Consider the following 24175-nt stretch of genomic DNA (forward strand, 5'->3'; position numbering starts at 1 on the left):
GCCCGCCGTCCCCGGTGCACGGCAGTGCTACCGTGCGGCGCAGATCAACTGACCATCTCCCCAAGAGGTGTTGTGCCGAGCGATCCCGGGACGGACGAGGTCATGGGTGCGGGGGCTGAGGAGGCGCATCCGGTGCTCGGGCGCCGTCGCGGCGTCTACCGTCCGCGGCGCAGAGGGCCCGCCGCGTACGTCCGGCTCGTGCTGGCCCTGATCCCGTTCGCCGGGCTGGCCTACCTCCTGACGCTTCTCCTCGGTGCACTCGTCGGCTGGGACGGCGCCACCCCGGCCCAAGTGGTCGGACTGCTTGCCCTGTTGGTGCCGTTCGGCGTCAGGGCGCAGTGGTACCGGCGCCACGCGCGCGTGGAGCTCCGTCTGTACGAGCGCGGCCTCGCCGCTGTCGCGGCGGACGGCAGCGAGACGGTCTACACCTGGGCATCGGCCGCCGTGTTCTGGAACGGGGCGCACCACTACAAGGTGTGCAACCCCGAGGGGAAGCTCATCACGCTCGGGGCGGCGGACCGTCTCCCCATGCTCGGCGGGGAGAGGATCCGGGGCGTACGCACCCGTACGGTGATCAGAGGCGCTCAGGTCCCGCGGGAGGAGGAGTGGGGCCCGGCGATCCTGGCGGGCGTGGAGCGCGCGCAGTCGGCCTCCGCCGCCGTCGAGCGGATCCTCGGCGGCTCCGAAGTCACCTTCGGGCAATTCGTTCTGAGCCGAGCGGGGCTGGCCGTACGGCGCAGGCACGGCCGGTCCGACTTCACTGCCTGGGAGGACATCGACTCGCTCGACACCACGGACGACGGCGGTCTCCTGATCTCCTCTCGCGGCAACGACTTCCCGACGCTTTTCATGGGGCGGCAGTACCAGGTACCCGGCCTGGGCGTCTTCCTCGACGTCGTCGGCTCTCTGCGTGCCCGGGCCGACCAGGACGTCGGCCAGGACGTCGACCAGGACGAGGAGAGCGAGGTGTCTGAACAGCTCGCCTTGTACGTCACCTGCGGCGTGAGCCTGTGGGCACTCTGGCACCTCGGCAGCGGGTCGGAGATCGACGGTCTTGGATCCGCGCTCCTCGCCGTTCTCAGAGGCGTCCTCGGTGCAGTCGTCGGAGCGGTCCTCGGCCTCGGACTCTCGGCAGCGGTCATGGTGGTGCCGCGAGCCGGGGGGACGTTCCTCCTCGAACCGTTCATCCGGTGGCTCCGCCACGGCCGGTACGTCGCCGCGGCCGTCCTCGCGTTCTGCGTGCTCGGTCCGCCGGTGGCCTTGCTGTTCGTGCTGTTCCGCGCCTTCCCCTCCCATCTGGTTCCCATGGTGGTGCTGCTCTTCTTCGGCGGCTGGACGCTGCTGCTCGCGGTGCGGCGGTGCCTTCCCGCCGAGCGGGCGGTGGTGCGGCACCTTCCCGATCTCCCCGGGGTGCTCCTGGTCGTCCTCGCCCTCGAGCAGCTCGTCTCCGGGGACGTGCTGACCACCGCGCCGGCCGCCGGGCTCTTCTTCCCGCTCGCCGTCTGGCTCTCCTGGCGCGGCTGGCGCAAGCTGAAGGACTCGCCGCGGCCGACGGTGCAGGCCGCCGCCGACATCGTCCTGTCCGTGGAACTCGGCCTCGTGCTCACCGTGCTCCTGGTGTGGCTGGCCAACGTGCTGTCGTTCGCCCCGGCCCAAGTCACCGTCGTACGCGCCTTGGTGGAGCAGGTCCAGGGGCTGACGGAGGTGGACTGGCGGTACTGGCTGGCGGCGTACACGCTGCTGGCGGTGGGCAGTTATGTCGTGCTCCGCTGGCCCGAGCGCATCGCGCGGGTCCGGGGTCGGCTGCGTCCGGCCCGGTTCGCCGGGGCGCGGCTGCCGCTGGGCCTCACCGCCAACTTCGGTCGGCGGTCCCTGTCCGGCATCAACGTCGGCATCATGGTCGCCCTGCTGTTCCTCGTCGTCCTCGCTCCGGTGTCCGAGGGGACGTGGAAGCATCCCGTGGCCGAGAGGTACGCGCTGGAGGTGCAGCGCCAGCAGTACGCCGAAGGCTCAGCGGCCGCCTACGAGGAGATCCATCGGCACGTCATGGCACATCCCCGGGACGCCGCCCGCATCAGGGACGTGGTCCTGGCCGTGCAGCGGGCCGCTCCCTCGCGGCGCGGGGAGCCCGTGAACGGGACGGCGTTGGACATCGCGCGGCAGGTCGGCCGCTTCCAGGGCGCCGCGATCACGCCCGACGATCCCGCCCCGTCACCACCCGATCAGCGGCCCGAACCAGAAGCCGACGACCTCGACGGCCGGCTCGACCAGCTCGACGAGGCCCAGCGCGGTGCCGCGGAACGGGAGCAGCGGACCGACCGGTTCGCCGAACTCGCCTCCCTCGCGATCACCCGCACCTTCGACGCCCTCGACCTGGGCGACAACCAGGTCGTAGCGCTGGTCAAGGAGTACCTCGGCGGGATGGTGGAGGACGGCCCGGTCAAGAAGCTGTTCCTGCGATGGGGCGAACGCGTCGGCCAGGAGCAGCCGCCCGACGGCGACCGGTTGGTGCGCATCGACGTCCGTCGCCTGACCACCGTCGCCTACGAGCGCACCGCTGCGGCGGTCGCCCGCGCCGATGCCGGGCTGCTCGCCTTCTACGGCCGCTTCGGTTTCGGCGCCCCGGCCGAGGACACATCGCTCACGCCCGCGGTCGACCTGGCGAACCAGCATCGCTATCTGCGCCAGGGGACCGGATCCTGCTCGGGCTGTGTCCACTCCACGACCGACGGCTCCCGTACGGGCGGAGGGGGCGGCGGCGGGCGCCGCTGAGCCGACACCACCGCCCTGACGGTCACCACGGCGTTACCCGGCGCACGACCGGCTCCCCGGCCGCACTCCAGCGGCTCGACGGCCTCGCTCTCACACGGGTCGCCCCCACCCACGGCACGATGAATCCGTGTATGTCCGAGTACAGGATGCGGTGGGCGAGTTCGCGGCCCAGGGGCAGAGGGCGGTGGTCGGCGAAACCGCCCGCCGCCCAGAGGGTCTCCGAGGCGCGGTGCGTCAGCGTTTCCGCAGTTCCATCATCAGGCGTACGGGGTGGATGACCGTGCTGGTCGGGGCGAGGCGTACCGGGGCGTCGGGTGCGGGCGTGAAGTGCCAGCGGCCCAGGAAGGTGGAGAGGGCCAGGACGCCTCGCATGGTGGCGAAGTCGTTGCCGACGCACTGTCGGGCGCCGAGGCCGAAGGGGACGTAGGCGCCCCGGCACGGCGTCGCCGCGCCCTCCGCCCAGCGTTCGGGGTCGAAGCGCTCCGGGTCGTCGAAGAGTTCGGGGCGGCGGTGCATCAGGTAGGCGCTGTAGATGACGGTGGCGCCGGCGGGGATGCGACGGCCGCCGAGTTCGGTGTCCCGGGTGACCTCGCGGGTGAGGAGCGGAACCGGCGGATAGAGCCGCAGCGACTCCATCACCACGCGGGTCATGTAAGGGAGCCTCGCCATGTCGTCCCAGGTCGCGGTGCGTCCTGCGAGGACCTGATCGGACTCCTCCTGCACACGCCGCGCGATGTCGGGGTGCTGCCCCAGCAGGTGCAGTGTCCAGGTCAGCAGCGACGACGTCGTGTCGGAGCCGCCGATCAGCACCGTGAGTCCGCTGTCGCGCAACTCCTGCGCCGACAGTTTGTCGCCGTTGTGCCGGGCGGCGGTGAGGCCGCTGAGCATGTCGCCGCTGTCCCCCGGCGCCTCCATGTTCTGCTCGATGACTTCGTCCAGCATGGAGACGATGGTCGCGAGCGCCGTCGTGTAGCGACGGTTGGAGGGCAGCGGGAGCTTTTCCTTCAGCCCGAGGGGCGCGAGCACGCGTTTGTACACGCCCTCGAAGGCCGTATCGATGCAACGCCGCAGCTCGTCGACGCGTTCGACGCTCATGTCGGCTGCGAACAGGGTCCGCACGGTGGTGCGGACCGAGAACCGGTACATGTCGCGCTGCACATCGGTGGTGAGGCCGTCCGTCCAGGAGTTGGAGGTCGCCTCGATCTCCTCGCCGATGACGTCGGCGTAGGTCGCCATGCGCTCCTTGTGGAAGGCGGGTTGCACCAGTCGCCGCTGTCGGCGGTGGGAGTCGTGCGGTGAGGTGGCGAGCCCCCATCCGATCAGCTCTCGCAGCTTCTCGATCTGGGGACCCCCCTTCTCGAAGGTGCGGTCGTCGGTCAGGACGTGCCGGACGAGATCCGGGTGGCAGACCACGTAGGCCGGCTGGGTGCCGAGTCTGATCTCGACGACGTCGCCGTGGTGCGGCAGCGACTCAAGGAACTCGAACAGTTGCCCGCGCAGCCGCAGTCCGTGGCCGACGAGGGGAAGGGCGCCCGGTGCCGTTCCGCTGGTGAAGGTCGCTGTGGTCATGCTGGACTCCTTCGTCGGGACGGTCAGGGGAGGCGTCGTGCGACGACGCTGTAGATGGACGCCTTGCCCGAGCGCAGTGCGGCGGACAGGTTGACCGCGACGTCCCGCATCTCGGCGAACGGACGGAGTCCGGGCAGGGTCTCGTCGCGGTCGATGTTGGCCTTGATCTCGCCCAGCCAGCGGATCGCCTCGGGTCCGGACGGCAGTTCCTGGAGGTCGCGTACGGCGAAGGAGTTCCGCTCCAGCGCCTCGACCAGGTGGGTGAGGGTCTTGCGGTGCCCGCAGGCCAGCCGGTCGACCTCGTCGGGGATCACCGACCGGTAGTCGCCGAGCGGGATGTTGTAGAGGGTCTCGGAGATGACCACGACGGCGTTGTCCGCCGTGCGCACGGAGATCGCCTTCATCGCGGCTTCGAGCGTGGACGGTGTCAGGTGGCCGATGCTGCCGCGGAGCACCACCAGGTCGTACGGTGGCTCGCGGTCGGGTATCTGCTCGAGGTCCTGGGCGTTGCACCGGTAGAGCCGCACCCGGTCGGCCACCCCGGCGCGCGCCAGGCGGTCGGCGGTGTACCGCACCTGTGGACCGCTGATGTTGACGCCGTCGATGCGCGGGCAGTCGGGGAACCGTCCGGCCATGTGCAGCAGGGTGGTGCCCCAGCCGAAGCCGACGTCGAGGATGCGGCCGACCGGCGCGCCTTCGGGTAGTCCGGCGAGGTCGAGCTGCCGGGCGAAGTAGCGTTCGCCCGCCTGGTCGAGCGAGGCGTTGTCGTCGCCGTCGTAGAGGCCGAACTGGAACCACAGCTCGTCACCGATCGCGGTGCGCCACATCGCCGGATCGTCTCGGTAGACGGCCTCGACCCGGGACTGGTACGGGTCGTCCGCGGGGCCGGTGATGACGTCGAAGCCGGCGTCGGTGCTTGTCACGTCGTTCCTCCGATGGTGTTGAGATCGCCGCGATAGCGTTCGGACTCGAAGTGCCAGTCGAAGTTGCCTCGTACCAGGTGGCGTACGCCCGTGATCCACTGATCGACGCCGGTGGAGCGGGGCAGGGCCCGCGCCGCGTCGTCGAAGGCGGTCACACGGTCGGTCGCCAGGTCGTTCACCGCGCTCAACGCGTCGCCCAGGGCGCTGCCCTCGTGGTGCATCACCACGCGCACCGCGTTGTGGATCTGTTCGGAGGCCAGTTCCTTGCCGACCGAGTAGATGTCGTTGAACAGTCCGCAGTGCTCGGCGGCGGCGTCCTTGAGCGCTCGGTAGGCGGGCAGCAGGCGGACGTCCTCGGGGAGATCGACGCCGACGGCGACCTCCGTCAGGTCGGCGCACCACCGTGTGCCGGCCGTGTCGCGGCGGTGCGCGAGATACGTGTCGAGGGTGGGTATCCGTCCCCTGCTCCGCTCGTCGAACTCGACGCCGTAGGTGAGCAGGAACGCGCTCAGGTCCCGGCGGAAGGTCGCGTACCAGGCGGGAGAGCGGTTCTGCGGCAGCCGTCCCCACAGCTCGGCCAGGGACTGTTCCATGGCTCCCGAGGGCGGGGCGCCGTCGAGGACGCCGAGGCGGGCGTCGAGAGCGGCGCGGCCCCGGGCGGGGTCCCGACCGAGGGGGCCGTCGTCGAACTGATCGTCGTTCACGAAGATCCAGGCCATCAACTGGGCGAGGTAGAGGAGCAGTTCGGGTGCGGCGGTCGGGAAGTAGCGTGCTGTGGTCAGCGCGGGGTCGGCGCGGCGCAGCAGGCGGCGTACGTCCTCGTCGTCGGCCAGGCCGAACGCGTCGATCCATTCCCACACCGGGGTCTCACACGTGTCGCGGGCGGGGTTGAGCGGGATCGGTGGGAACGGCATGAAGTGTGCGGGGTAGGTGATCACGCCGGGGTTCCTTCCTGCGGTCCGACGGCGGGTGCCGCATAGCGGTCCAGTTCCGCGCAGCAGTCGACGGCGCCGCGCATGAGCAGCCGGTATCCCTGGACGCACCGCCTGATGTCCTCGGAGCCACCGGCGCAGCGGGCGGCTTCCTCGAACGCGCGCAGGCTCGCCGACGCCATCTCCCCCACCGCGTCGACGGCCTGGCCGATGTCGACGCCCATGTGGTGCATGTGGACGTAGACGGCGTTGTGGACCTGTCCCGTCGCCAGCTCCTTGTGGATCGAGTAGAGGTCGTTGACCAGTCCCATGTACTCGGATGTGCGGGCACGCAGGGTGTGGACGGCGTCGAGTCGCCGGACCCGGGAGGGCAGGTCGACGTCGCAGGCGGGCTCCACCAGGTCGGCGAACATGAGCATGCCCGATGACAGGCGGCGGTGGCGGCGGTACTCGTCGACTCCGGGGACCCGGCCACCCACCCGGTCGATGGCTTCGCGGGCGTAGGTCCACAGCCAGACGGCACAGTCGTCCCGGAAGGCTCGGCACCATTCCGCGGAGCGGTCCACCGTGGTGCGACGCCACAGGTCGGTGATCGCGGGGAGCAGGGGGTCCGCGGTGGTGGACGCGCCGGTGTCGAAGGCGGCGATGACATGGTCCGCCAGTGCTTCGCAGCGCTCGCAGTCGTCCTCGGCGTCGAGCAGGTCGTCGACCAGGAAGTTCACGGCGAGCCATTGCGTGGCGAGGGTCAGGGACCGGGGTGGCGCGCCGGGATACAGCCGGGCGGCCACGTGCGCCGGGTCCGCCCTCCTCAGGATCTCGCCGCGGTTCGCGTCCTGGAGCAGACCGAACCGGTCGGCCCAGGAGCGCAGTTCCCCGGCCGCCGTGTGCTCGGCGGGGTTGGGGTCCTGGCCCGGGCACGGCATGTCGAGTTGGCGAACGGTTGTCATGAGTCCCCTATCAGCCGGACTTCGCCGCACCGACGCCGGGCCGGGCGGCCCTGTCGCCCTTGCCCCGGGCGTGATCGGGGCCTACGTGAGCTGGTCCACGATCACGCGGATGACCTGTTGCCGGCCTTCGTCGTCGAAGAAGTGGCCGCCCGGGACGGGTGTCAGGCTGAACCGGTCACGTGTCTCCTTGGACCAGTCCGCCATCCGCTCGGGATGTGCCTCGGGGTCCTCGGTGCCCGCGAACGCGTGGACGGGGATGTCCAGGGGCGTCTCGGGGTGGAAGTCGTGGGTGCTGAGCACCGTCAGGTCGGCTCGCAGGGTCGGCAGCAGTCCGGCGAGGAGTTCGGGCTGTTCGAGGACTTCGACGGGTGTACCGCCCATGTCGCGCACGTATCCGACGAGGCCGTCCTCGCGTCCGTCCCACTCCCACTGGCCGTCGTCGCGGGCCGGCGCCACGCTGGCCGCCAGGAAGAGGGCGCGCGGTCCCGGTAGTCCGCGTTCGCGCAGGGCGTGGGCCAGCGCCCAGGACACCCTGGCCCCCATGCTGACGCCGTAGAGGGCGAAGGGCCTGTCGAGGTGCGGTTCCATGACCTCGATCAGGTCGTCGACGAGGGGGGCCATGCGCTCGTACGGTGTCTCGGTGAACCGGTCGGCCCGGCCGGGGAGTTGTACGGCCACCGGCTCGATGTACCAGGGCAGTTCCTGGGGCCAGCGGCGGAACACGGAGGTGTTGCCGCCCGCGAAGTGGAAGCAGAACAGGCGGGTCTCGGCCGGGCCGTTGCGGCCGAACCGCTTGAACCAGCGGCGGTCGATGTTCGTTCCCGGTGCCGCGGTTCCGCTCATCGTCCGGCCGCCGTCAGCAGCTTGGCCGCCATCAGGTCCAGGAGGCTGTCGGGGGCCTCCATGAACGCATGGTGGTGGCCCTCCAGCAGGACGGCGGTGGTCTCCCCGCACTCCTTCCAGCCCGCCATGTCGGCATAGGGGATCTCGTCGTCCTCGGTCCAGCCGATGGCGGTGATCGGGCCGGGCAGCCGGAGCGGGTCGGGCACGATGTACCGCTTGTTCGTGTCGACGTCGGCGCGCAGGATCTCCAGGTAGAACGAGAGGAGTTCCGGGTTGGGGTCACCGCCGAGCTTGCGCATCAACCCTTCGAGTTCGGCCTTCAGTTCGGTGTCGTCCATCGACAGGAAGCGCCCGGCGGGCCCGTCCTGCGGGGCGACCTCGGAGGAGACGTAGAGCTGCGACGCGGTGGGCTTGCCCGTGCGGGCCAGTTCGGCGGAGACCTCGTAGGCGGCGAGCGCGGAACCGCAGTGGCCGAAGAAGGCGAACGGCACGTCCAGGTAGTCCTCCAGGCCGGGGATCATGGCCTGGGCGAGTTCCTGGTAGGTGGTGAAGTTGGGCTCGGCGAAGCGCGTCTCGTGGCCCGGGAGCTCGACCGGGATGAAGTCCACCCCGTCGCGGTGGCGGGGCCACTGGCGGTACATGCTGGCGCCACATCCCGAGTAGGGGATGAGGAACACCCGCGCTACGGCGTCGGCCGACGGCCTGTGGGGCAGCCACGGGTTCCGGCCGGAGGGGCGGTGGTTCATCGGCAGGTCTCCAGGGTCGGGGGCGCGGTGGTCAGCGCAGGCGGGCGGTGATCGGCAGGTGCTTGTACCCGGAGATGAAGTTGGACCGGAGTCGGGACTTCTCCCCCGCGTACGCGAAGTCGGTGAACCGGCTGAGGAGTTCGGTGAAGAGGATCCTCAGGGTGACGCGGGCCACGGTGTGGCCGACGCAGTAGTGCGGGCCGATGCCGAACGCCACGTGCTTGTTCGGCCGGCGCCGCAGGTCGAAGGTGTCGGGGTCGGGGAACACCTCGCGGTCCCGGTTGGCGGACCCCAGCCAGACCACGACGGCGTCGCCGGCCCTGATCCGGGTGCCGCGGATCACGGTGTCGTTGACGGCGTACCGCATGAAGTGGCTCACCGGGGACGCCACGCGCAGCGCCTCCTCCACGGCCGTGGGCGTCACGCTGAGGTCGGAGGCCCAGGTGTCGAGCAGCCCGTCCTCCACATGCTCGGCCATCATGTAGTTCGGTGAGTGGGGCGTGGTGACCACGGCGCCGAGGAGCACGCTGTAGCAGTTGGACATCACCTCGCCCGGCGTCATGCGCCGGCCGTCCACCTCGGTCGTGATCAGGACGCTGATCAGGTCGTCGCCGAGGTTGCGGCGGCGCTCGCCGTAGATGTCCTGGAAGTAGGCGAAGAGTTGGCGGTGCGCGTTGTCGAGCGTCGCCTGGGTGCCGCCTTCCAGCCGGTACTCGGGATCGTCGGCGGCGATCGAGGAGTTGAGCAGTTCGGCCAGCCGGGGCCAGTCCTCCCGGGGCAGGCCCATGGAGGTGCCGCCGACGGCGACCGGCAGGGCCAGCATGGCCTCGGCGAAGTCGAACGGGCCGCCGTCCTCCAGCGGACGTAGGACCTCCAGGACGAGTTCGCGGATCATCTGGTCCTGGCGCTCGATGGCCTTGATGGCCATGGCCTTCTGCAACCGGGCGCGCATGATCGTGTGCCGGGGAGGGTCGGTGGCGGCGATCTGCCGGCCGCCCGCCGGGTCCTCGACGCCGAGGATGTTCAGCAGTGTGCCGCGCTCGGAGGTGAAGGTGTGGGAGTCGCGCAGCACCTGGTCGGCGTCGTGGTAGTTGGCCACCGACCAGAAGCCGTTCGCCTCGTCGACCTGCTGCCAGGTGAGGTGGTCCTTCTCGCGCAGCTCGGCCCAGAGCGGATGGAAGTCGCCGTGGCTGTAGAGCATGGGGTCGGCCAGGCCCATGGCGGCCTTTCCGACCGGGCAGCCGGGCGCCGGCTGGGCGGGGATGACGGGACACCCGCCGGCCGGGGCGACGGTCCCGGCGGCTGATTCATCGAGCGGCAGCATGCTCGGCCTCCTGTGTTGACTCGGGTGAGCCCAGTCCCTCGCTCTGCCGCAGGCCATCGGCGAGGTCGGCGATGGTCGGGCGGAGGTACAGCGTCCGGGCGGGCAGATCGACGCCGAACTCGCTCTGCAGGGCGGCGAGCAGTTCGGCGGCCATCAGCGAGTGCCCGCCGAGCTCGAAGAAGTTGTCGGTGGAGCCGATGGGCTCGACGTCGAGGGCCTCGCTCCAGATCTCGGCGAGGCGGCGCTCCAGGTCGTCGGCCGGTTCGACGTACTCGTTCCACACGTTGCGCGGGATCTTCGCCGAGGGCAGGGCGCCGCGGTCGACCTTGCCGTTCGCGTTGAGCGGGATCTCCGGGAGCGCGAGGATCACCCAGGGGACCAGGTGGGCGGGGAGGACGGCGGCGAGCTTCTCGCGGAGGTTCACGCCGAGCGCCGCGGACTCCTCCTCGGACAGTCCGCCCGCGGCGACGTACGCGATCAGGCGGGTGTCACCGGCTCCGTCGGTGTGCGTGAGCGCGGCCGCCTCCTCGACGCGGGGGTCCTTGAGGAGTTCGGTCTCGACCGTGCTGGGCTCGACCCGGTAGCCGCGGATCTTGACCTGGCGGTCGGCGCGGCACAGGAAGTCCAGGTTGCCGTCGGGCAGTTCGCGGACGATGTCGCCCGTGCGGTACATGCGCCGGCCGGGCTCGGCTCCGAAGATGTCGGCGACGAACTTCTCGGCGGTGGCGCCCGGCTTGTTGAGGTACCCGGTGGCCACGCCGTCGCCGCCGACCCACAGTTCGCCCCATTCGCCGGGCGGGACGGGGCGCATCGCGTCGTCGAGGATGGCGGCGGTGGTGCCGTGGATGGGGGTGCCGATCGGGACGCGTTCCTCGTCGCTGCCGGTGCGGGTGGTCCAGCAGGTGGTGTACGTGGTGTTCTCGGTGGGGCCGTACCCGTTGGTGAATATCAGGCCCGGGTGTGCGGCGAGGACCCGGCGGACGTGGTCCGGGGAGAGGACGTCACCGCCCGCGAGGAGGTGCCGTACGGTGCCCAGGCCGTCGAGATGGTGGGCGACCAGCTTGTGGAAGAGGCCCGAGGTCAGCCACAGGATGGTCACGCCCTCGTCGTGGATGGTCCTGACGATCTCGTCCAGGTCCGCCCGGCCGGACGGGGCGAGGGCGAGGCGGCACCCCTTGACCAGCGAGGTCCAGATCTCGAAGGTCGACACGTCGAAGCCGACGCGGGTGATCTGCAGGAAGACGTCGCCCGGGCGTACGTCGATCCAGTCGGGGGTGTCGATGAGCCGGAAGATCGCGCGGTGCGAGACCACGACGCCCTTGGGCACCCCGGTGGAGCCCGAGGTGTAGCAGACGTAGGCGGGGCTGTCCGGTCCGATCTCGGTGGCGGGCAGCAGACCGGGCTCGGCGGCGGCGGGCTCGGCGGGGTCGTCGATGGACAGCACGTGCTCGATGCCGTGGGCCAGCGGCGCGGTGCCGGAGTCGACGACGGCGAAGCGGGCCCGCGCGTCGTCGAGGATGCGGGCGCGCTGCTCGGCCGGCTCGGCCGGGTCGAGGTACAGGTAGGCGCCGCCCGCCTTGAGGATCGCGGTCAGTACGACCATGAGGTCCATCGACCGGTCGAGCAGGACGGCGACGACGCTGCCGCCGCCGACCCCGGCCGCGCGCAGCCGCCGCGCCACGGCGTCGGCGTCGGCGTCGAGTCGCCGGTAGCTGAGGCTGCGGTCGCCGTGGCTGATCGCGGTGGCCTCGGGGGTCCGCGCGGCCTGCTCTGCGACCATGTCGTGCACACAGCGCGGCGAGCGAGCTGACTGAAGGCTGCCCATCACTGATTCCCTACCTTGTTCTTCTCTGCTCGGCTCTGTGTCACCGATGCCGGCTGGACTCAACGGGAGGCGGAGACCGCCGCGGGGTCCTGGCGCGCGCTGAGGGGACGGAGGTCGGTCCAGTTCTCGTCGATGTAGTCCAGGCAGGACTGCCGGGTGCCTTCGTGGACGGCCCTCCAGCCGGCCGGGATGTCCAGCTTGACCGGCCAGAGCGAGTGCTGTTCCTCGGCATTGACGAGGACGGCGAAGGTCCCGTTGGAATCGTCGAAGGGATTCATTGCATGGGCTCCTTGAACGGGCAGCTTGAAGGGGAGCGGGCCGGACGGAAATACCGCACCGTGTTGTGCGGGGGGAACGCCGGCGCTGCCGGGAAATATCGACGAACCGCGCTGAATGGTCGCCGCTTTGTCGTGGGACGTCGAGCCGACGCTATCCGCACCCAACTCCCGCGTGGTGTCACATGAAAGGACGACATCCGGGGAGGGCGCAGGGGTTCAGCCCACCTTGTACACCCAGGCGTGCGGGTCGGGCAGCCGCCCGTACTGGATGTCGAGCAGCTCCTTGCGCAGCCGTCGGGTGACGGGGCCGGGCTCGCCGTCCCCGATGGTCCATTCCTTGCCGCCCGCTCCCTTGACCCGGCCGATCGGGGCTATGACGGCCGCCGTTCCGCAGGCGAAGGCCTCGGTCATCCTCCCGGAGGAGCACAACTCCTCCCACTGCGGCACCGACATGGGCCGTTCCTCGGCGTCGAGGCCGAGTTCGGGGGCGAGGCGGAGCAGGGAGTCACGGGTCACGCCGGGCAGCAGCGTGTCGGTCAGCGGGGGTGTGACGATCCGGGGCCTGCCCCCGTTCCCCTCGTTCAGGACGAAGAAGATGTTCATGCCGCCCATCTCCTCCACCCAGGTGTGCTCGGCCGCGTCCAGCCAGACCACCTGGTCGCAGCCCTCGGCCACGCCCTGGCGCTGGGCGGCGAAGGCCGCGGCGTAGTTGCCGCCGACCTTGGCGGCGCCGGTGCCGCCGGGCGCGGCCCGGGTGTACTCCTGCGACAGCCACACCGTCAGCGGCCGGAGCCGTTCGCCGGCGCCGAAGTAGGCGGTGGCGGGCGAGGCGAACACCACGAACAGGTAGCTGCGCGAGGGGAGCGTGAAACCCAGCTCCTGCTGGGTGGCGATCATCAGGGGCCGCAGGTAGAGGCTCTCGCCCGCCCCGGAGGGGACCCAGGCCGCGTCGTGTGCGACCAGCAGCTCCAGGGCGTGCAGGAAGGTCTCCTCGGGGAGGGCGGGCATGGCGAGGCGTTCCGCGGAGCGGTTGAACCGGCGCGCGTTGACCTGCGGCCGGAACAGCGCGATGCCGCCGCCGTCCTGCCGGTAGGCCTTCATGCCCTCGAAGCACTCCTGTCCGTAGTGGAACACGGAGGCGGAGGGGTCGAGACTGAGGGGAGCGTACGGTTCGAGCCGCCCGTCGTACCAGCCGCGCTCCTCGTCGAAGCGCACGGTCACCATGTGGTCGGTGAAGGTCCGGCCGAAGCCGGGTGAGGCGAGGACCGACTCGCGCTCTCCGTCCGGCATCGGTCGGTCACTGGTGTGTATCTCGAAGTCCACCGGCTGACCACCTGCTTCCTCGTCGAACTCGCCGGATGTGAAGGCCCTGATGTGGACCAGAAACTACCCGCAGGGACTCGGCGCAGCGGTGTCACATGAAAGGACGACATGCGGGCGCGGAGCCGGTGAACGAGGCTGGCCGAGACTGGGGAAACTGTCGAACTTTCGACTCCGCAGTTCCCGTTCGAAGTGGCCGCGAACAGAGTGGAATTACGTATGGGCATCGCCGTTGCCAAGCTGGAAGCCTGGATGCGCGACTACTACCACAAGGTCGATCACGACATCGGCAGCAGCGGGGTGCGCGACCTGTCCATGGCGGAACTGCGCGCGCTCTGCGATTTCGAGCTGTCCGAGCTGGACTCGCTGGTGCTGCACGACAGCGAGGCGTACGGCGGGCCCGGACTGCGTGCCGCGCTCGCGGACCGCTGGACCGGTGGCGACGTCGATCCGGTGATGGTCACGCACGGGTCCAGCGAGGCGATCTACATCGTCATGCACACGCTGCTCGCAGCGGGCGACGAGGTGATCGTCGTGGACCCGGCCTACCAGCAGTTGTACGACATAGCCGCTTCGAAGGGGTGCCGGATCACCCGCTGGCCGCTGCGCGCCGACCGCGGCTTCCGGCCCGACATGGAGCTGTTGCGCCGACTCGCCGCGTCCGGCCCACGGATGATCGTGGTGAACTTCCCGCACAACCCGACCGGGGTGTCGATCACCGCCGAGGAGCAGGACGAGCTGATCGCCATCGCGGCCGCGTCGGGCGCCTGGCTGGTCTGGGACAACGCGTTCGGCGAGATGACGTACACCGCGGAGCCCCTGCGTCTGCCGCACGACCGCTACGACAAGGTCATCTCCTTCGGCACCCTCTCCAAGAGCTACGGGCTGGCCGGCATGCGGGTGGGCTGGTGTCTGGCGCCGCGGGAACTGCACGAGGAGATGGCGGTGTTGCGGGACTACATCGCGCTGTACGTCTCCCCCGTCCTGGAGTTCTTCGCCGAGAAGGCGATCCGCAACGCCGACCGGATCGTGGCGTTCCAGCGCGAGCACGCGACCGCGAACCTCAAGCTGTTGCGGGACTGGGCGGCGGGCCTGCCCGACCTGGTCCGCCTCACCCCGCCGGACGGCAGTGTGACGACGTTCGTCGAGTTTCCGCGCCTCCCCGACGTGGAGCGCTCCTGCCGACGGCTCGCGGAGGAGCACCGGGTGCTGCTCGTGCCTGGCAGGTGCTTCGGCGACGACTTCGGCTCCTACGCCCGGCTCGGCTTCGGCGGTACGGCCGCCGAGCTGACAGCGGGGCTCTCCTCCCTCGAACAGGTGCTGCGCGAAGACTCCCGAACGGTGGCTGCCCGATGACTGAAGACCTGCAATCCCGTATCGCCGCCCTCTCGCCGGACAAGCGAGAGCTCTTGGAGCGGCGCCTCGGGGAGATGGCGGCCGCCCGCGGGTCCGGTGCGGCCGGCCGGATCGAGCCGCGCGACCGCGACGCGCCGACCCCGCTGTCCTTCGCCCAACTGCGCGAGTGGACGACCGGCCGGATCCGGGGCTCCAACAACATCGGCGGAGCGCTGCGGCTCGTCGGCGACCTCGATCTCTCCCTGCTCAGCCGGGTGTTGACGGAGATCGTCGACCGTCATGAGGCGCTGCGGTCCACGGTCGAGATGGACGGCCGCACCCCCGTGCAGGTGGTCCGGCCGGTCTCCGCGGTGCCGACCCCGCTCATCGACCTGTCCGACCTGCCGGCCGAGGAGCAGCCGGCCGAGGTCCGGCGGCGCGCGGACGCGGAACTGGTGCGCCCCTTCGCCCCGGACGACCCCCAGCGCCTGCGTCTGACGCTGCTGCGGCTGGCCCCGGACACCCATGTGGCGCTGTTCACCACCGACCACGCGGCCTCCGACGCGTGGTCGATGGCCATTCTCGTACGGGAGTTCGTGGCTCTGTACGGCTCCTACCGCGGTGGCGGCGCGGGCGCGCTCCCGCCGCTGGACATCCAGTTCGGTGACTTCGCCGCCGCGCAGGCCCGGGAGTTCACCGACGAGCGGATAGGCGCCGAACTCACTTACTGGAAAGAGGCGTTGGACGGTGTGCCGACGCGCCTCGCCCTGCCGATCGACCGGCCCTACCCCGCCCGGCCGACCTTCGAGGGCGCCCAGTACCACATCGATCTCTCGCCCGAGCTGAGCAGCGACCTCAAGGTGTTCAGCGAGCGGGAGAACGCCTCGCTGTTCATGGTGCTGCTCGCCACCTTCTCCGTGCTGCTCCACCGGTACTCGGGCCAGGACGACCTGGTGATCGGCTCGGCCATCTCCGGGCGCAACCGGGTGGAGACCGAGGAACTCATCGGCTGCTTCGCCAACCTGCTGCCGCTGCGGATGCGGCTCGCCCAGGACCAGACGCTGCGCGACCTGGTGCACGCCGCCCGGGACACCACGACCACCGGCTACGACCACCAGGACCTGCCCTTCGAGCGGCTCCTGGAACAACTGGGCATCGGCCGGGAGGCGTCGCAGACCCCGCTGATCCAGGTGATGATCAACGTCCTGACCGCCCCGCCCAGCACCCTGGAGGTGCCGGACCTCACCATCGCGCCGGAGCCGATGGACATCGGGCCGGTCTCCATCGACCTGACCCTGTTCGCGATGCCGCGCGGCGACACGGTGTCCTTGCAGTGGCAGTACTCCACCGAGCTGTTCGACACCGAGACGGTGGAGCTGCTGGCCTCGCAGTTCGTCAACGTGCTGCGCCAACTGGTGACGGCGCCCGACACCGCGGTCGGCGACGTCGAGTTCATCGTCAGCCCGGTCGCGGCGACGGCAGCCCCGGCCCCCGCCGCTGCGGCGGACCAGGGCCCCGGCTTCGTCGAGCTCTTCCAGCGGCGCGCGGCCCTCGCCCCGCACACCACGGCCGTCATCCACGCCGGAACGGCCCTCAGCTACGCGGAGTTGAACCGCGCCGCCAACCGGCTCGCGCACGAGCTGCGCGAGCGCGGTGTCGGACGGGAGGTGCCCGTCGGTATCCTCCTCGACCGGTCGCCCCGCATGGCCGTGGCGATCCTCGCGGTCCTCAAGGCGGGCGGCTACTACGTCCCCCTCGACCCGTCCTACCCGGCGGAACGCCTGACGTTCATGCTCAGCGACGCCGACGTACGGGTCCTGATCGTCGAGAAGGAGGCGGACGGCGCGCTCACCGCCGGGTGGTCGGGCGACGTCGTCCTCGTGGACGCACCCCCGGACCGGCCCGCGCACGATCTGCCCACGCTGCCCGACCCCGCCTCGACGGCGTACATGGTGTACACGTCGGGTTCGACCGGCCGCCCCAAGGGCGCCCAGATCGAGCACCGCTCACTGGCGGTCTTCGCCCGCGACGTCGTGGACCGCTTCGGGCTCGGCAGCGGGGACCGGTTCCTCCAGTTCGCCTCGCCCGGCTTCGACGTCCTCGTGGAGGAGCTGTTCCCCATCTGGCTGGCCGGCGGCGCGGTGGTCATCCCCGCCGAGCGGCTGCTCGGCGGCGGCGCCGACCTCGCGGAGCTGGCCGAGCGCGAGCGGATCACGGTGATGGAACTGCCCACCGCGTACTGGCACGAGTGGACCCGGTCGCTGCGGCGCGAGGACCGTGAACTTCCGGAGTGGCTGCGTCTCGTCATCATCGGCGGCGAGCGGGTGCTGCCCGACCGCATCACGATGTGGGAACCGCTCGGCGTGCCGCTGATGCACGTGTACGGCCTGACGGAGACGACGGTCAGCTCGACCTTCTTCCGCGTCGACCCGGTCGACCAGAGCCGCGACTGGCCCAACCTGCCGATCGGCACCCCGCTGCCCTCGGCCGATCTGCGCATCCTGGACCACCGGCTGCGCCCCGTCCCCGTGGGCAGCATCGGCGATCTGTACATCGGTGGCATCAGCCTGGCCCGCGGCTACTACGGCCGCCCCGGTCTGACCGCCGCGCGGTTCGTCGCCGACCCCGATCCGGCGCATCCGGGCGCGCGGCTGTACCGGACCGGTGACCTGGTACGCCAACGGCCCGACGGGAACCTGGAGTTCGTGTCCCGCGCCGACACCCAGGTCAAGATCCGCGGTTTCCGGGTGGAGCCCGCGGAGATCGAGGCCCATCTCAGCCTGCACCCCGGGATCACCGAGTCGGTGGTCGTCGTGCACGAGCCGGAGCCCGGGGACAAGCGGCTCGTGGCCTACATCGTGCCCCGCGAGTCCCCCGCGCCCGCCCCCGCCGCCCTGCGCGAGTTCCTGGAGAAGGAGCTGCCGCCGTACATGGTGCCCGCCACCTTCGTCGAGCTGCGGGCACTGCCGCTGACCCCGAACGGCAAGATCGACCACGCGGCGCTGCCCGCCCCCACTGCCGAACGCCCCGCCGAGACCGCGGAGTTCGTCGCCCCGCAGAACCCTGTCGAGCAGCAGCTCGCCGAGATCGTCGCCGGCGTCATCGGCGTCGAGAGCATCAGCGTGCACGACAACTTCTTCGAGCTGGGGGGCGACTCGATCCTGGCCATCCAGGTCGTCGCGCAGGCGCAGGACATCGGCATCCGGATCTCCCCGCTCGACCTCTTCGAGCACCCCACGGTCGCCATGCTCGCGGCGGTGACGACGGCGGCCCCGGTCATCGACGCCGAGCAGGGCGTGGTCAGCGGACCGTCGCCGCTCACCGCGCGGCAGCGCTGGTTCTGCGGCTCGGACATCGCCGACCCGCACCACTGGAACGTCTCCACGCTGCTCGAACTGCGGGAGTCCTACCCGCCGGACATGCTGCGCGAGGCGGTCGTCCAGCTCCTCATCCACCACGACGGCCTGCGGCAGCGCTTCCAGCTCAACGGTGTCCAGACGCGCGTGCGGATCGCCCTGCCCGACTCCCGTACGCCGTTCACGGCGCACGACCTGTCCGGTCTTGACCCCGCCGAGCAGGAGCGCCGGATCACGGAGCTGACCGCCGACGCGGCGGCGGGTCTCAAGCCCACCGTCGGGCCGCTGGTCCGGTTCGAGTTCTTCCGGCTCGGCGAGGAACGCCCCGACCGACTGGCGGTGATCGCGCACCGCCTGGTCGCCGACGCCACCTCCCTGCGCATCCTCGTCGAGGATCTGCGCACCGCGCTGCTCGCGCTGGGCGCGGGCCGGACCGTCGCGCTGCCGGCCAAGACGACGTCCTGGCAGTCCTGGGCGCGCCGTCTCGCTTCGTACGCCGGTACGCAGCCGGTGCAGTCGCAGCGGCCGTACTGGACCGATCTGGTCGAGGAGACGCCCGGCACCCTGCCTCTCGACACGGCGGAGGACCCGGGGGCGGACACCGCCGCCGACGCCCGTGAGGTCGTCGCGCGGCTCGGCGCCGAGGAGACCACCGAGTTGCTGCACACGGTCCCGGCCGCGCACAACTGCCGGATCGACGACCTGTTGCTCACGGCCCTGAGCCGCACTCTCGGCGACTGGACGGGCTCGCCGCGCAACCTCGTCGACCTGCGGCGCCACACCCGCGAGCAGGTCTTCGGCGACATCAACCTGGCGCGCACCGTCGGCTGGCTGGACACCGTCCACCCGGTCGGCCTCGTCAGCGAGCCCAGCGGCACGCCCGAGACCACGCTGAAGTCGGTCAAGGAAGCCCTGCGGGCCGTCCCCGAGGGCGGGCTCGGCTGGCAGCTCCTGCGCCAGGGCAACGACCCGGTACCGGCCTCCCCGGCGCACCTGGTCTTCGAGTACACCGGCCAGCTCCACGAGCCGTCACCGGCCACGGACGGTCTCACCCCGCTCGGACCCGCCGGTCCCGCGAGCAGTCCGCTCGCCCGGCGCCCGTATCCGCTGGCGGTCCGCGCCTCGGTCACCGGCGGCCTGCTGACCGTCACCTGGGAGTACAGCGCCCGCCTGCACCACCACGAGACCGTGGAGCGGCTCGCCGAGCGGTTCCTGGCGGAGCTGCGGGCGCTGACGGCCGACGGGGACGCCACGCACGTCCCGTCGGACTTCCCACTCGCCCGCGTCGACCCCTCGCAGCTCGACGGGTTGCTCAGCCGTCTCAGCACGGGCCAGGAGACCCCGTGAGCCAAGCCGACGTCGCGGACGTCTACGAACTGTCGCCGCTCCAGCAGGGCATGCTGCTGCACACCCTGTACGGCGGTGACGCGGACACCTATGTCGCGCAGCGCAGCTTCGAGATCACGGGCGCGCTCGACGCCGACCTCCTGGAGCTGGCCTGGCAGCAGGTCACGGCCGCGCATCCCGCGCTGCGGACCTCCTTCCACTGGGAAGGCCTCGACAAGCCGCTCCAGGTGGTGCACCGCAAGCCGCCCGGCGCGCTGACACGGCACGACTGGTCGGCCGCGGACACCGACGAGCAGCAGCGCATGTTCGAGCGGCTGCTCGCCGAGGACCGGGCCGCGGGCTTCGACCCGGAGCGGCCCCCGTTGCAGCGGCTGCACCTGATCCGGCTCGGCGACGGCCGACACGGGTTCGTCTGGACCCACCACATGCTGCTGCTCGACGGCTGGTCGGTGCCGATCGTCCTCGGCGACTTCATCCGGCGCTACCAGTGTCTGCTTACGGGCGCCCCCACTCCGCCCGCGCCCGCCCCGTACCGGGACTACATCGCCTGGCTCCAGTCCCAGGACATGCGGGCGGCCCAGGACTGGTGGACCGGGGCGCTCGCGGGTTCCGCGGGCAGCGGTCGCCTGGGCCCACTGCTGCGACTCGACCCGCGACGCGGTCCCGGCGCAGTCGAGGAGGTCCGCAGGGAGCTGCCGGCCGCCCTCGACGAGCGGCTGCGCACGGTCGCCGCCCGCAACCAGGTCACGCTGAGCACCGTGTTGCAGGCCGCCTGGGCGCTGGTCCTGCGGCGTTTCAGCGGGGACGCGGAGGTCACCTACGGCTGCACCAGTTCGGGGCGCCCCGCCGAACTGCGGGGTGTGGACGAGATGGTCGGCTCGTTCATCAACACCCTGCCGATCCGGGTGACCGTGCCCGACGACGGGGAACTCCCGGGCTGGCTGCGGGAGATCCAGGCGGTGCACTCCACGGCCAGGCGGTACGAGTACACGCCCCTGGCGCAGATCCGCTCCTGGGCGAACCTGCCCGGCAACGAGCCGCTGTTCGAGAGCGTCGTCGTCCTCGACAACTACCCGCTCGCCATCGGCGACGGGAAGCTCGCCGAACAGTTCTCGGTCCGCTCGGTCAACGACTTCGAGAAGACCAGCGAGGCGCTGACCCTCATCGTGACGCCCGCACCGGCCTCGGTGATCCGGCTGATCTTCCACCGCGAGCGGTTCGAGCCGGGCGCGGTCGACGACATGATGGACTACCTCTACCGCGTACTGGAGGCCCTCACCGAGGCCGAGACGGTCGACGGCGTCATGACGGCCGCCGCCGGGCCCGAGGAGAGCGGCCGGGCGGTGAGCGTGCGGTACCCGGACGCGGAGCGGACCCTTGCCGCGCTGATCGAGCGGCAGGCGGCGGCCACCCCCGACGCGGTCGCCGTCCACAGCGACGAAGGCACCCTCACCTACGGGCAGTTGATCGAGCGCTCCCGCCGGGCGGCCGACGCGCTCGCCGCGGCGGGTGCGGGCCCCGGCCGGTTCGTCGGGATCTGCGCCGAGCGCGGCCTCGACATGGTCACGGGGGTGCTCGGCACGCTTCTCGCGGGCGCCGCCTATCTGCCCCTCGAACCCTCGCTGCCTGTCGCGCGCCTCGCCTTCATGACGGCCGAGGCGGGCATGACGGTCGCCTTCGCCTCGCCGCACTGCGTGGAGACGGCCAGGCAGGCAGGAGCGGAGCAGGTCCTCACCCCGGCGGACCGGGCCGAAGTGGCGCGCACGGCCGGGGCGGGCAGCCCCGACGACGCCGCGTACGCGCTGTTCACCTCCGGCTCCACCGGCCGCCCCAAGGGGGTGGTCGTCACCCACCGCGCGATCGTCAACCGTCTGCTGTGGATGCAGGAGACGTTCCCGCTCGGCGCCGCCGACCGTGTGTTGCAGAAGACCCCGCTGAGCTTCGACGTGTCGGTGTGGGAGCTGTTCTGGCCGCTGATGAACGGGGCCACCATGGTCGTGGCCCGCCCCGGCGGGCACCAGGACAGCACCTATCTGGCCCGCGTCCTCGCCGAACAGCGCGTGAGCGTGGCGCACTTCGTGCCGTCGATGCTCCAGCTCTTCCTCGACGAGGCCGTCGACGCGCCTGCCCTGCGCCGGGTGATGTGCAGCGGCGAGGCGCTCCCCCACGCCCTGGTGGAACGCTTCCGCGGCGTTCTCCCGCACGTGGAACTGCACAATCTGTACGGACCGACCGAGGCCGCCGTGGACGTCACCTGGTGGGACTGCGCGCGCCCCGCGCCGGCCGGGACCGTCCCGATCGGCGACGCCGTCGCGAACACCGGGACGCACGTACTGGACGAGCGCCTGATGCCCGCCTCCCCCGGGGTCCCGGGTGAACTGTTCCTCAGCGGCGTGCAGTTGGCGCGCGGTTACGTGAACCGTCCGGCACTGACCGCCGAGCGGTTCATCGCGCACGACCTGGCGGGCCCCGGCGGACGGCTGTACCGCACCGGCGACAAGGTCCGCCGGCTCCGGGACGGAACGCTGGAGTTCCTCGGGCGGATGGACCACCAGGTGAAGATCCACGGCTACCGGATCGAACTGGGCGAGGTGGAGCAGGTGTTGCTCGCCCAGCCGCCGGTCCGCGAAGCGGTGGTGACCGTCCGGGACGGGACACGCCTCGCCGCGTACGTCACCGGCGACGGCCCCGACCCGGCCGCCCTGCACGACGCCCTGCGGACGGCTCTGCCCCGCTACATGGTCCCGGCCACGGTCACCGTCCTGCCCGCCATGCCGCTGACCCACAACGGAAAGCTGGACCGGCGCGCCCTGCCCGATCCCGCGCCGACCGTGGAGGCGACCGCCGTCGAGGCCCCCGCGTCCCCGCGGGAGGAGAGCATCGCCGAGGTCTTCCGGGACCTGCTTGGCCTGTCCGCCGTGCACGTCACCGCGAGCTTCTTCGACCTGGGCGGCGACTCCTTCACCGCCGTCCGCGCGGTGCGCCGGATCGAGGGCGCCAGCGTCGGACTGCTCGCCGCCTGTCCCAGCGTCCGCGAACTCGCGGCGGCCCTCGAATCAACCGACGAGCCCGGCTCGCTGCTCCGGATGACCCCGCGGCACCGGACGGCCACGCGCACCCTGGTGTGCGTCCCGTTCGGCGGCGGCAGCGCCATCGGCTACCAGCCCCTCGCGGGCAGCCTCGACACCTCGGTCGACCTGCTGGCCGTGGCCCTGCCCGGTCATGAACTCGGGGGCGACCCGGAGCTGCGGCCCCTCGAGGAGGTGGCGCAGAGTGTCGCGGACGAGATCCTGAAGAACGTGGACGGGCCCGTCGCCGTCTACGGGCACTGCGTCGGGGTGGCGCTCGCCGTCGAGGTGGTACGCCGCCTGGAGACGGCCGGACGCGACGTCGAACGGCTCTTCCTCGGGGCGTCCTACCCCTATTACGGGAGCCGGTTCGCGCGGCGCCGCCGCGAGGGCCCCGACGCCGACCAGGCGGAGATGCGCTACCTGCAATCGCTCGGCGGATTCGACGGAGTGGTCGAGGAGGACGAACTCGCCTTCGTCATGCGGGCGTTCCGGCACGACGCGGGGGCCGCGCAGGCCTACTTCGGCGAGCACTGGCCGCGCCGCGGGCGCGTCGAGCCGCTGGCGGCCCCGATCACCGTGGTCATCGGCACGGACGACCCGGAGACGCCCCGCTACGAGCGCAAGCACCGGGTGTGGGAGCGCTTCGGCTCCTCCGTCGACCTGGCGACCGTCGCGGGAGGCGGCCACTACTTCCTGCAACAGCAGCCGGAAGTCCTCGCCTCGGTCATCGCGTCGGCGTTCGGGAAGGGGGACCGTGGACGGCAAGCTCCTCGCGATCAGTGATCTCCACGTCTCCCACAGCAGGAACCGTGACCTGGTCCGGCTCCTGAGGCCCACGTCGCCCGACGACTGGCTCATCGTCGCGGGTGACGTCGCCGAGCGCCTCGACGATCTGGCGTGGGCGCTCGGCCTGCTGCGCGAGCGCTTCGCACGGGTGATCTGGACCCCCGGGAACCACGAGTTGTGGACGACCCGGGGTGAGGGCGACGCCCTGCGCGGGGACGTCCGGTACAAGCAACTGGTGGAGACGGCACGGGAGCTGGGGGTCGACACACCGGAGGACCCCTTCCCCGTCTGGGAGGGCCCCGGCGGTCCGGTGACCGTCGCGCCGCTGTTCCTGCTGTACGACTACAGCTTCCGCCCGGCGGACGTCACGAGGGAACAGGCGCTGGACGAGGCGTGGGAGTCCGGTGTGGTCTGCACCGACGAGGCACTGCTGCACCCGGACCCCTACCCCGACCGGGTCGCCTGGTGCCACGCCCGCGTCGAACTGACCGAGCGGCGCCTCGCCGCACTGAACCCTGACCGCCGGCTGGTGCTCGTCAACCACTTCCCGCTCGTCCGGGAGCCGACCCTGGTCCTGCGCCATCCCCAGTTCGCCCTGTGGTGCGGTACGGACCGGACGGCGAACTGGCACACCCGCTTCAACGTCGCGGCCGTCGTCTACGGCCACCTGCACATTCGCCGGACCACGTGGTACGACGGGGTGCCGTTCATGGAGGTCTCGGTCGGCTATCCGCGCGAGTGGGCCGCCCGCGGTGACCACCCGGGGACCCACCAGGTGCTGCCCGTCCAGGAGGACTGATC

At 71.2% G+C, this 24175-nt stretch carries 15 protein-coding genes; 5 read left to right on the forward strand and 10 right to left on the reverse strand.

The window, feature by feature from the left end; translation table 11 throughout:
- Positions 1 to 102 precede the first annotated feature (102 nt).
- The gene (locus tag ACIRF8_RS09330) at positions 103 to 2772 is read left to right on the forward strand and encodes a hypothetical protein (RefSeq protein WP_404212635.1); all 2670 of its coding nucleotides are present in this window, start codon (positions 103 to 105) and stop codon (positions 2770 to 2772) included.
- A 234-nt stretch (positions 2773 to 3006) separates the two neighbouring features.
- Here ACIRF8_RS09330 and ACIRF8_RS09335 read toward each other — a convergent pair whose 3' ends face one another.
- The 10 genes from ACIRF8_RS09335 to ACIRF8_RS09380 all read right to left on the reverse strand — a co-directional run bounded on the left by ACIRF8_RS09335 (position 3007) and on the right by ACIRF8_RS09380 (position 13482).
- Complete coding sequence (locus ACIRF8_RS09335) at positions 3007 to 4341, reverse strand: cytochrome P450 (protein ID WP_404212637.1); 1335 nt, start codon at positions 4339 to 4341, stop codon at positions 3007 to 3009.
- 23 nt (positions 4342 to 4364) lie between these two features.
- Entirely contained in the window at positions 4365 to 5264 is a 900-nt protein-coding gene (locus ACIRF8_RS09340) for an SAM-dependent methyltransferase (RefSeq protein ID WP_404212639.1), read from the reverse strand.
- On the reverse strand, positions 5261 to 6202 hold the full coding sequence (locus ACIRF8_RS09345) for a hypothetical protein (protein WP_404212641.1): 942 nt from the start codon (positions 6200 to 6202) through the stop codon (positions 5261 to 5263). The genes ACIRF8_RS09340 and ACIRF8_RS09345 overlap by 4 nt, the downstream gene beginning before the upstream one ends.
- Positions 6199 to 7143 carry a hypothetical protein gene (locus ACIRF8_RS09350; RefSeq protein ID WP_404212643.1) on the reverse strand — a complete coding sequence of 315 codons (945 nt, stop codon included), beginning with the start codon at positions 7141 to 7143 and terminating at the stop codon, positions 6199 to 6201. The genes ACIRF8_RS09345 and ACIRF8_RS09350 overlap by 4 nt, the downstream gene beginning before the upstream one ends.
- Positions 7144 to 7224: 81 nt before the next feature.
- A complete protein-coding gene (locus ACIRF8_RS09355; RefSeq protein ID WP_404212645.1) occupies positions 7225 to 7986 on the reverse strand; it encodes a thioesterase II family protein in 762 nt (253 codons plus the stop codon).
- Positions 7983 to 8732, reverse strand: coding sequence for a thioesterase II family protein (locus tag ACIRF8_RS09360; RefSeq protein WP_404212646.1), 750 nt, complete (start codon positions 8730 to 8732; stop codon positions 7983 to 7985). The genes ACIRF8_RS09355 and ACIRF8_RS09360 overlap by 4 nt, the downstream gene beginning before the upstream one ends.
- A 31-nt stretch (positions 8733 to 8763) precedes the next feature.
- Positions 8764 to 10056, reverse strand: a complete 1293-nt coding sequence (locus ACIRF8_RS09365; protein ID WP_404212648.1) for a cytochrome P450 — start codon at positions 10054 to 10056, stop codon at positions 8764 to 8766.
- Positions 10040 to 11836, reverse strand: a complete 1797-nt coding sequence (locus tag ACIRF8_RS09370) for an amino acid adenylation domain-containing protein (RefSeq protein WP_404212650.1) — start codon at positions 11834 to 11836, stop codon at positions 10040 to 10042. The genes ACIRF8_RS09365 and ACIRF8_RS09370 overlap by 17 nt, the downstream gene beginning before the upstream one ends.
- Positions 11837 to 11940: 104 nt before the next feature.
- Complete coding sequence (locus tag ACIRF8_RS09375) at positions 11941 to 12159, reverse strand: MbtH family protein (protein ID WP_404212652.1); 219 nt, start codon at positions 12157 to 12159, stop codon at positions 11941 to 11943.
- A 216-nt stretch (positions 12160 to 12375) separates the two neighbouring features.
- Positions 12376 to 13482 (reverse strand): branched-chain amino acid aminotransferase, encoded by a 1107-nt coding sequence (locus tag ACIRF8_RS09380; RefSeq protein WP_404212654.1) that lies wholly within the window; start codon positions 13480 to 13482, stop codon positions 12376 to 12378.
- 216 nt (positions 13483 to 13698) lie between these two features.
- On the opposite strand from ACIRF8_RS09380, the gene vioD reads away from it, so the two are divergent.
- The 4 genes from vioD to ACIRF8_RS09400 are packed head-to-tail and all read left to right on the forward strand — an operon-like array spanning position 13699 to position 24173.
- Positions 13699 to 14835, forward strand: a complete 1137-nt coding sequence (vioD, locus tag ACIRF8_RS09385; protein ID WP_404212655.1) for a capreomycidine synthase — start codon at positions 13699 to 13701, stop codon at positions 14833 to 14835.
- Positions 14832 to 19517 (forward strand): amino acid adenylation domain-containing protein, encoded by a 4686-nt coding sequence (locus tag ACIRF8_RS09390; protein ID WP_404212657.1) that lies wholly within the window; start codon positions 14832 to 14834, stop codon positions 19515 to 19517. The genes vioD and ACIRF8_RS09390 overlap by 4 nt, the downstream gene beginning before the upstream one ends.
- Entirely contained in the window at positions 19514 to 23371 is a 3858-nt protein-coding gene (locus ACIRF8_RS09395; protein WP_404212659.1) for an amino acid adenylation domain-containing protein, read from the forward strand. The genes ACIRF8_RS09390 and ACIRF8_RS09395 overlap by 4 nt, the downstream gene beginning before the upstream one ends.
- Positions 23343 to 24173, forward strand: a complete 831-nt coding sequence (locus tag ACIRF8_RS09400) for a metallophosphoesterase family protein (RefSeq protein ID WP_404212661.1) — start codon at positions 23343 to 23345, stop codon at positions 24171 to 24173. Before ACIRF8_RS09395 ends, ACIRF8_RS09400 begins: the two co-directional genes overlap by 29 nt.
- The last annotated feature ends 2 nt before the right edge of the window (positions 24174 to 24175 follow it).

It is taken from the genome of Streptomyces sp. NPDC102406 (genome assembly GCF_044765725.1).
In the GTDB taxonomy this organism is placed as follows: Bacteria; Actinomycetota; Actinomycetes; order Streptomycetales; family Streptomycetaceae; genus Streptomyces.

What these genes read in the sequence shown, in the direction of transcription:
- ACIRF8_RS09330 (WP_404212635.1), top strand. Translation starts at nt 103, where the DNA reads ATGGGTGCGGGGGCTGAGGAGGCGCATCCGGTGCTCGGGCGCCGTCGC.
- ACIRF8_RS09335 (WP_404212637.1), bottom strand. Translation starts at nt 4,341, where the DNA reads ATGACCACAGCGACCTTCACCAGCGGAACGGCACCGGGCGCCCTTCCC.
- ACIRF8_RS09350 (WP_404212643.1), bottom strand. Translation starts at nt 7,143, where the DNA reads ATGACAACCGTTCGCCAACTCGACATGCCGTGCCCGGGCCAGGACCCC.
- ACIRF8_RS09355 (WP_404212645.1), bottom strand. Translation starts at nt 7,986, where the DNA reads ATGAGCGGAACCGCGGCACCGGGAACGAACATCGACCGCCGCTGGTTC.
- ACIRF8_RS09360 (WP_404212646.1), bottom strand. Translation starts at nt 8,732, where the DNA reads ATGAACCACCGCCCCTCCGGCCGGAACCCGTGGCTGCCCCACAGGCCG.
- ACIRF8_RS09365 (WP_404212648.1), bottom strand. Translation starts at nt 10,056, where the DNA reads ATGCTGCCGCTCGATGAATCAGCCGCCGGGACCGTCGCCCCGGCCGGC.
- ACIRF8_RS09370 (WP_404212650.1), bottom strand. Translation starts at nt 11,836, where the DNA reads ATGGTCGCAGAGCAGGCCGCGCGGACCCCCGAGGCCACCGCGATCAGC.
- ACIRF8_RS09375 (WP_404212652.1), bottom strand. Translation starts at nt 12,159, where the DNA reads ATGAATCCCTTCGACGATTCCAACGGGACCTTCGCCGTCCTCGTCAAT.
- vioD (WP_404212655.1), top strand. Translation starts at nt 13,699, where the DNA reads ATGGGCATCGCCGTTGCCAAGCTGGAAGCCTGGATGCGCGACTACTAC.
- ACIRF8_RS09390 (WP_404212657.1), top strand. Translation starts at nt 14,832, where the DNA reads ATGACTGAAGACCTGCAATCCCGTATCGCCGCCCTCTCGCCGGACAAG.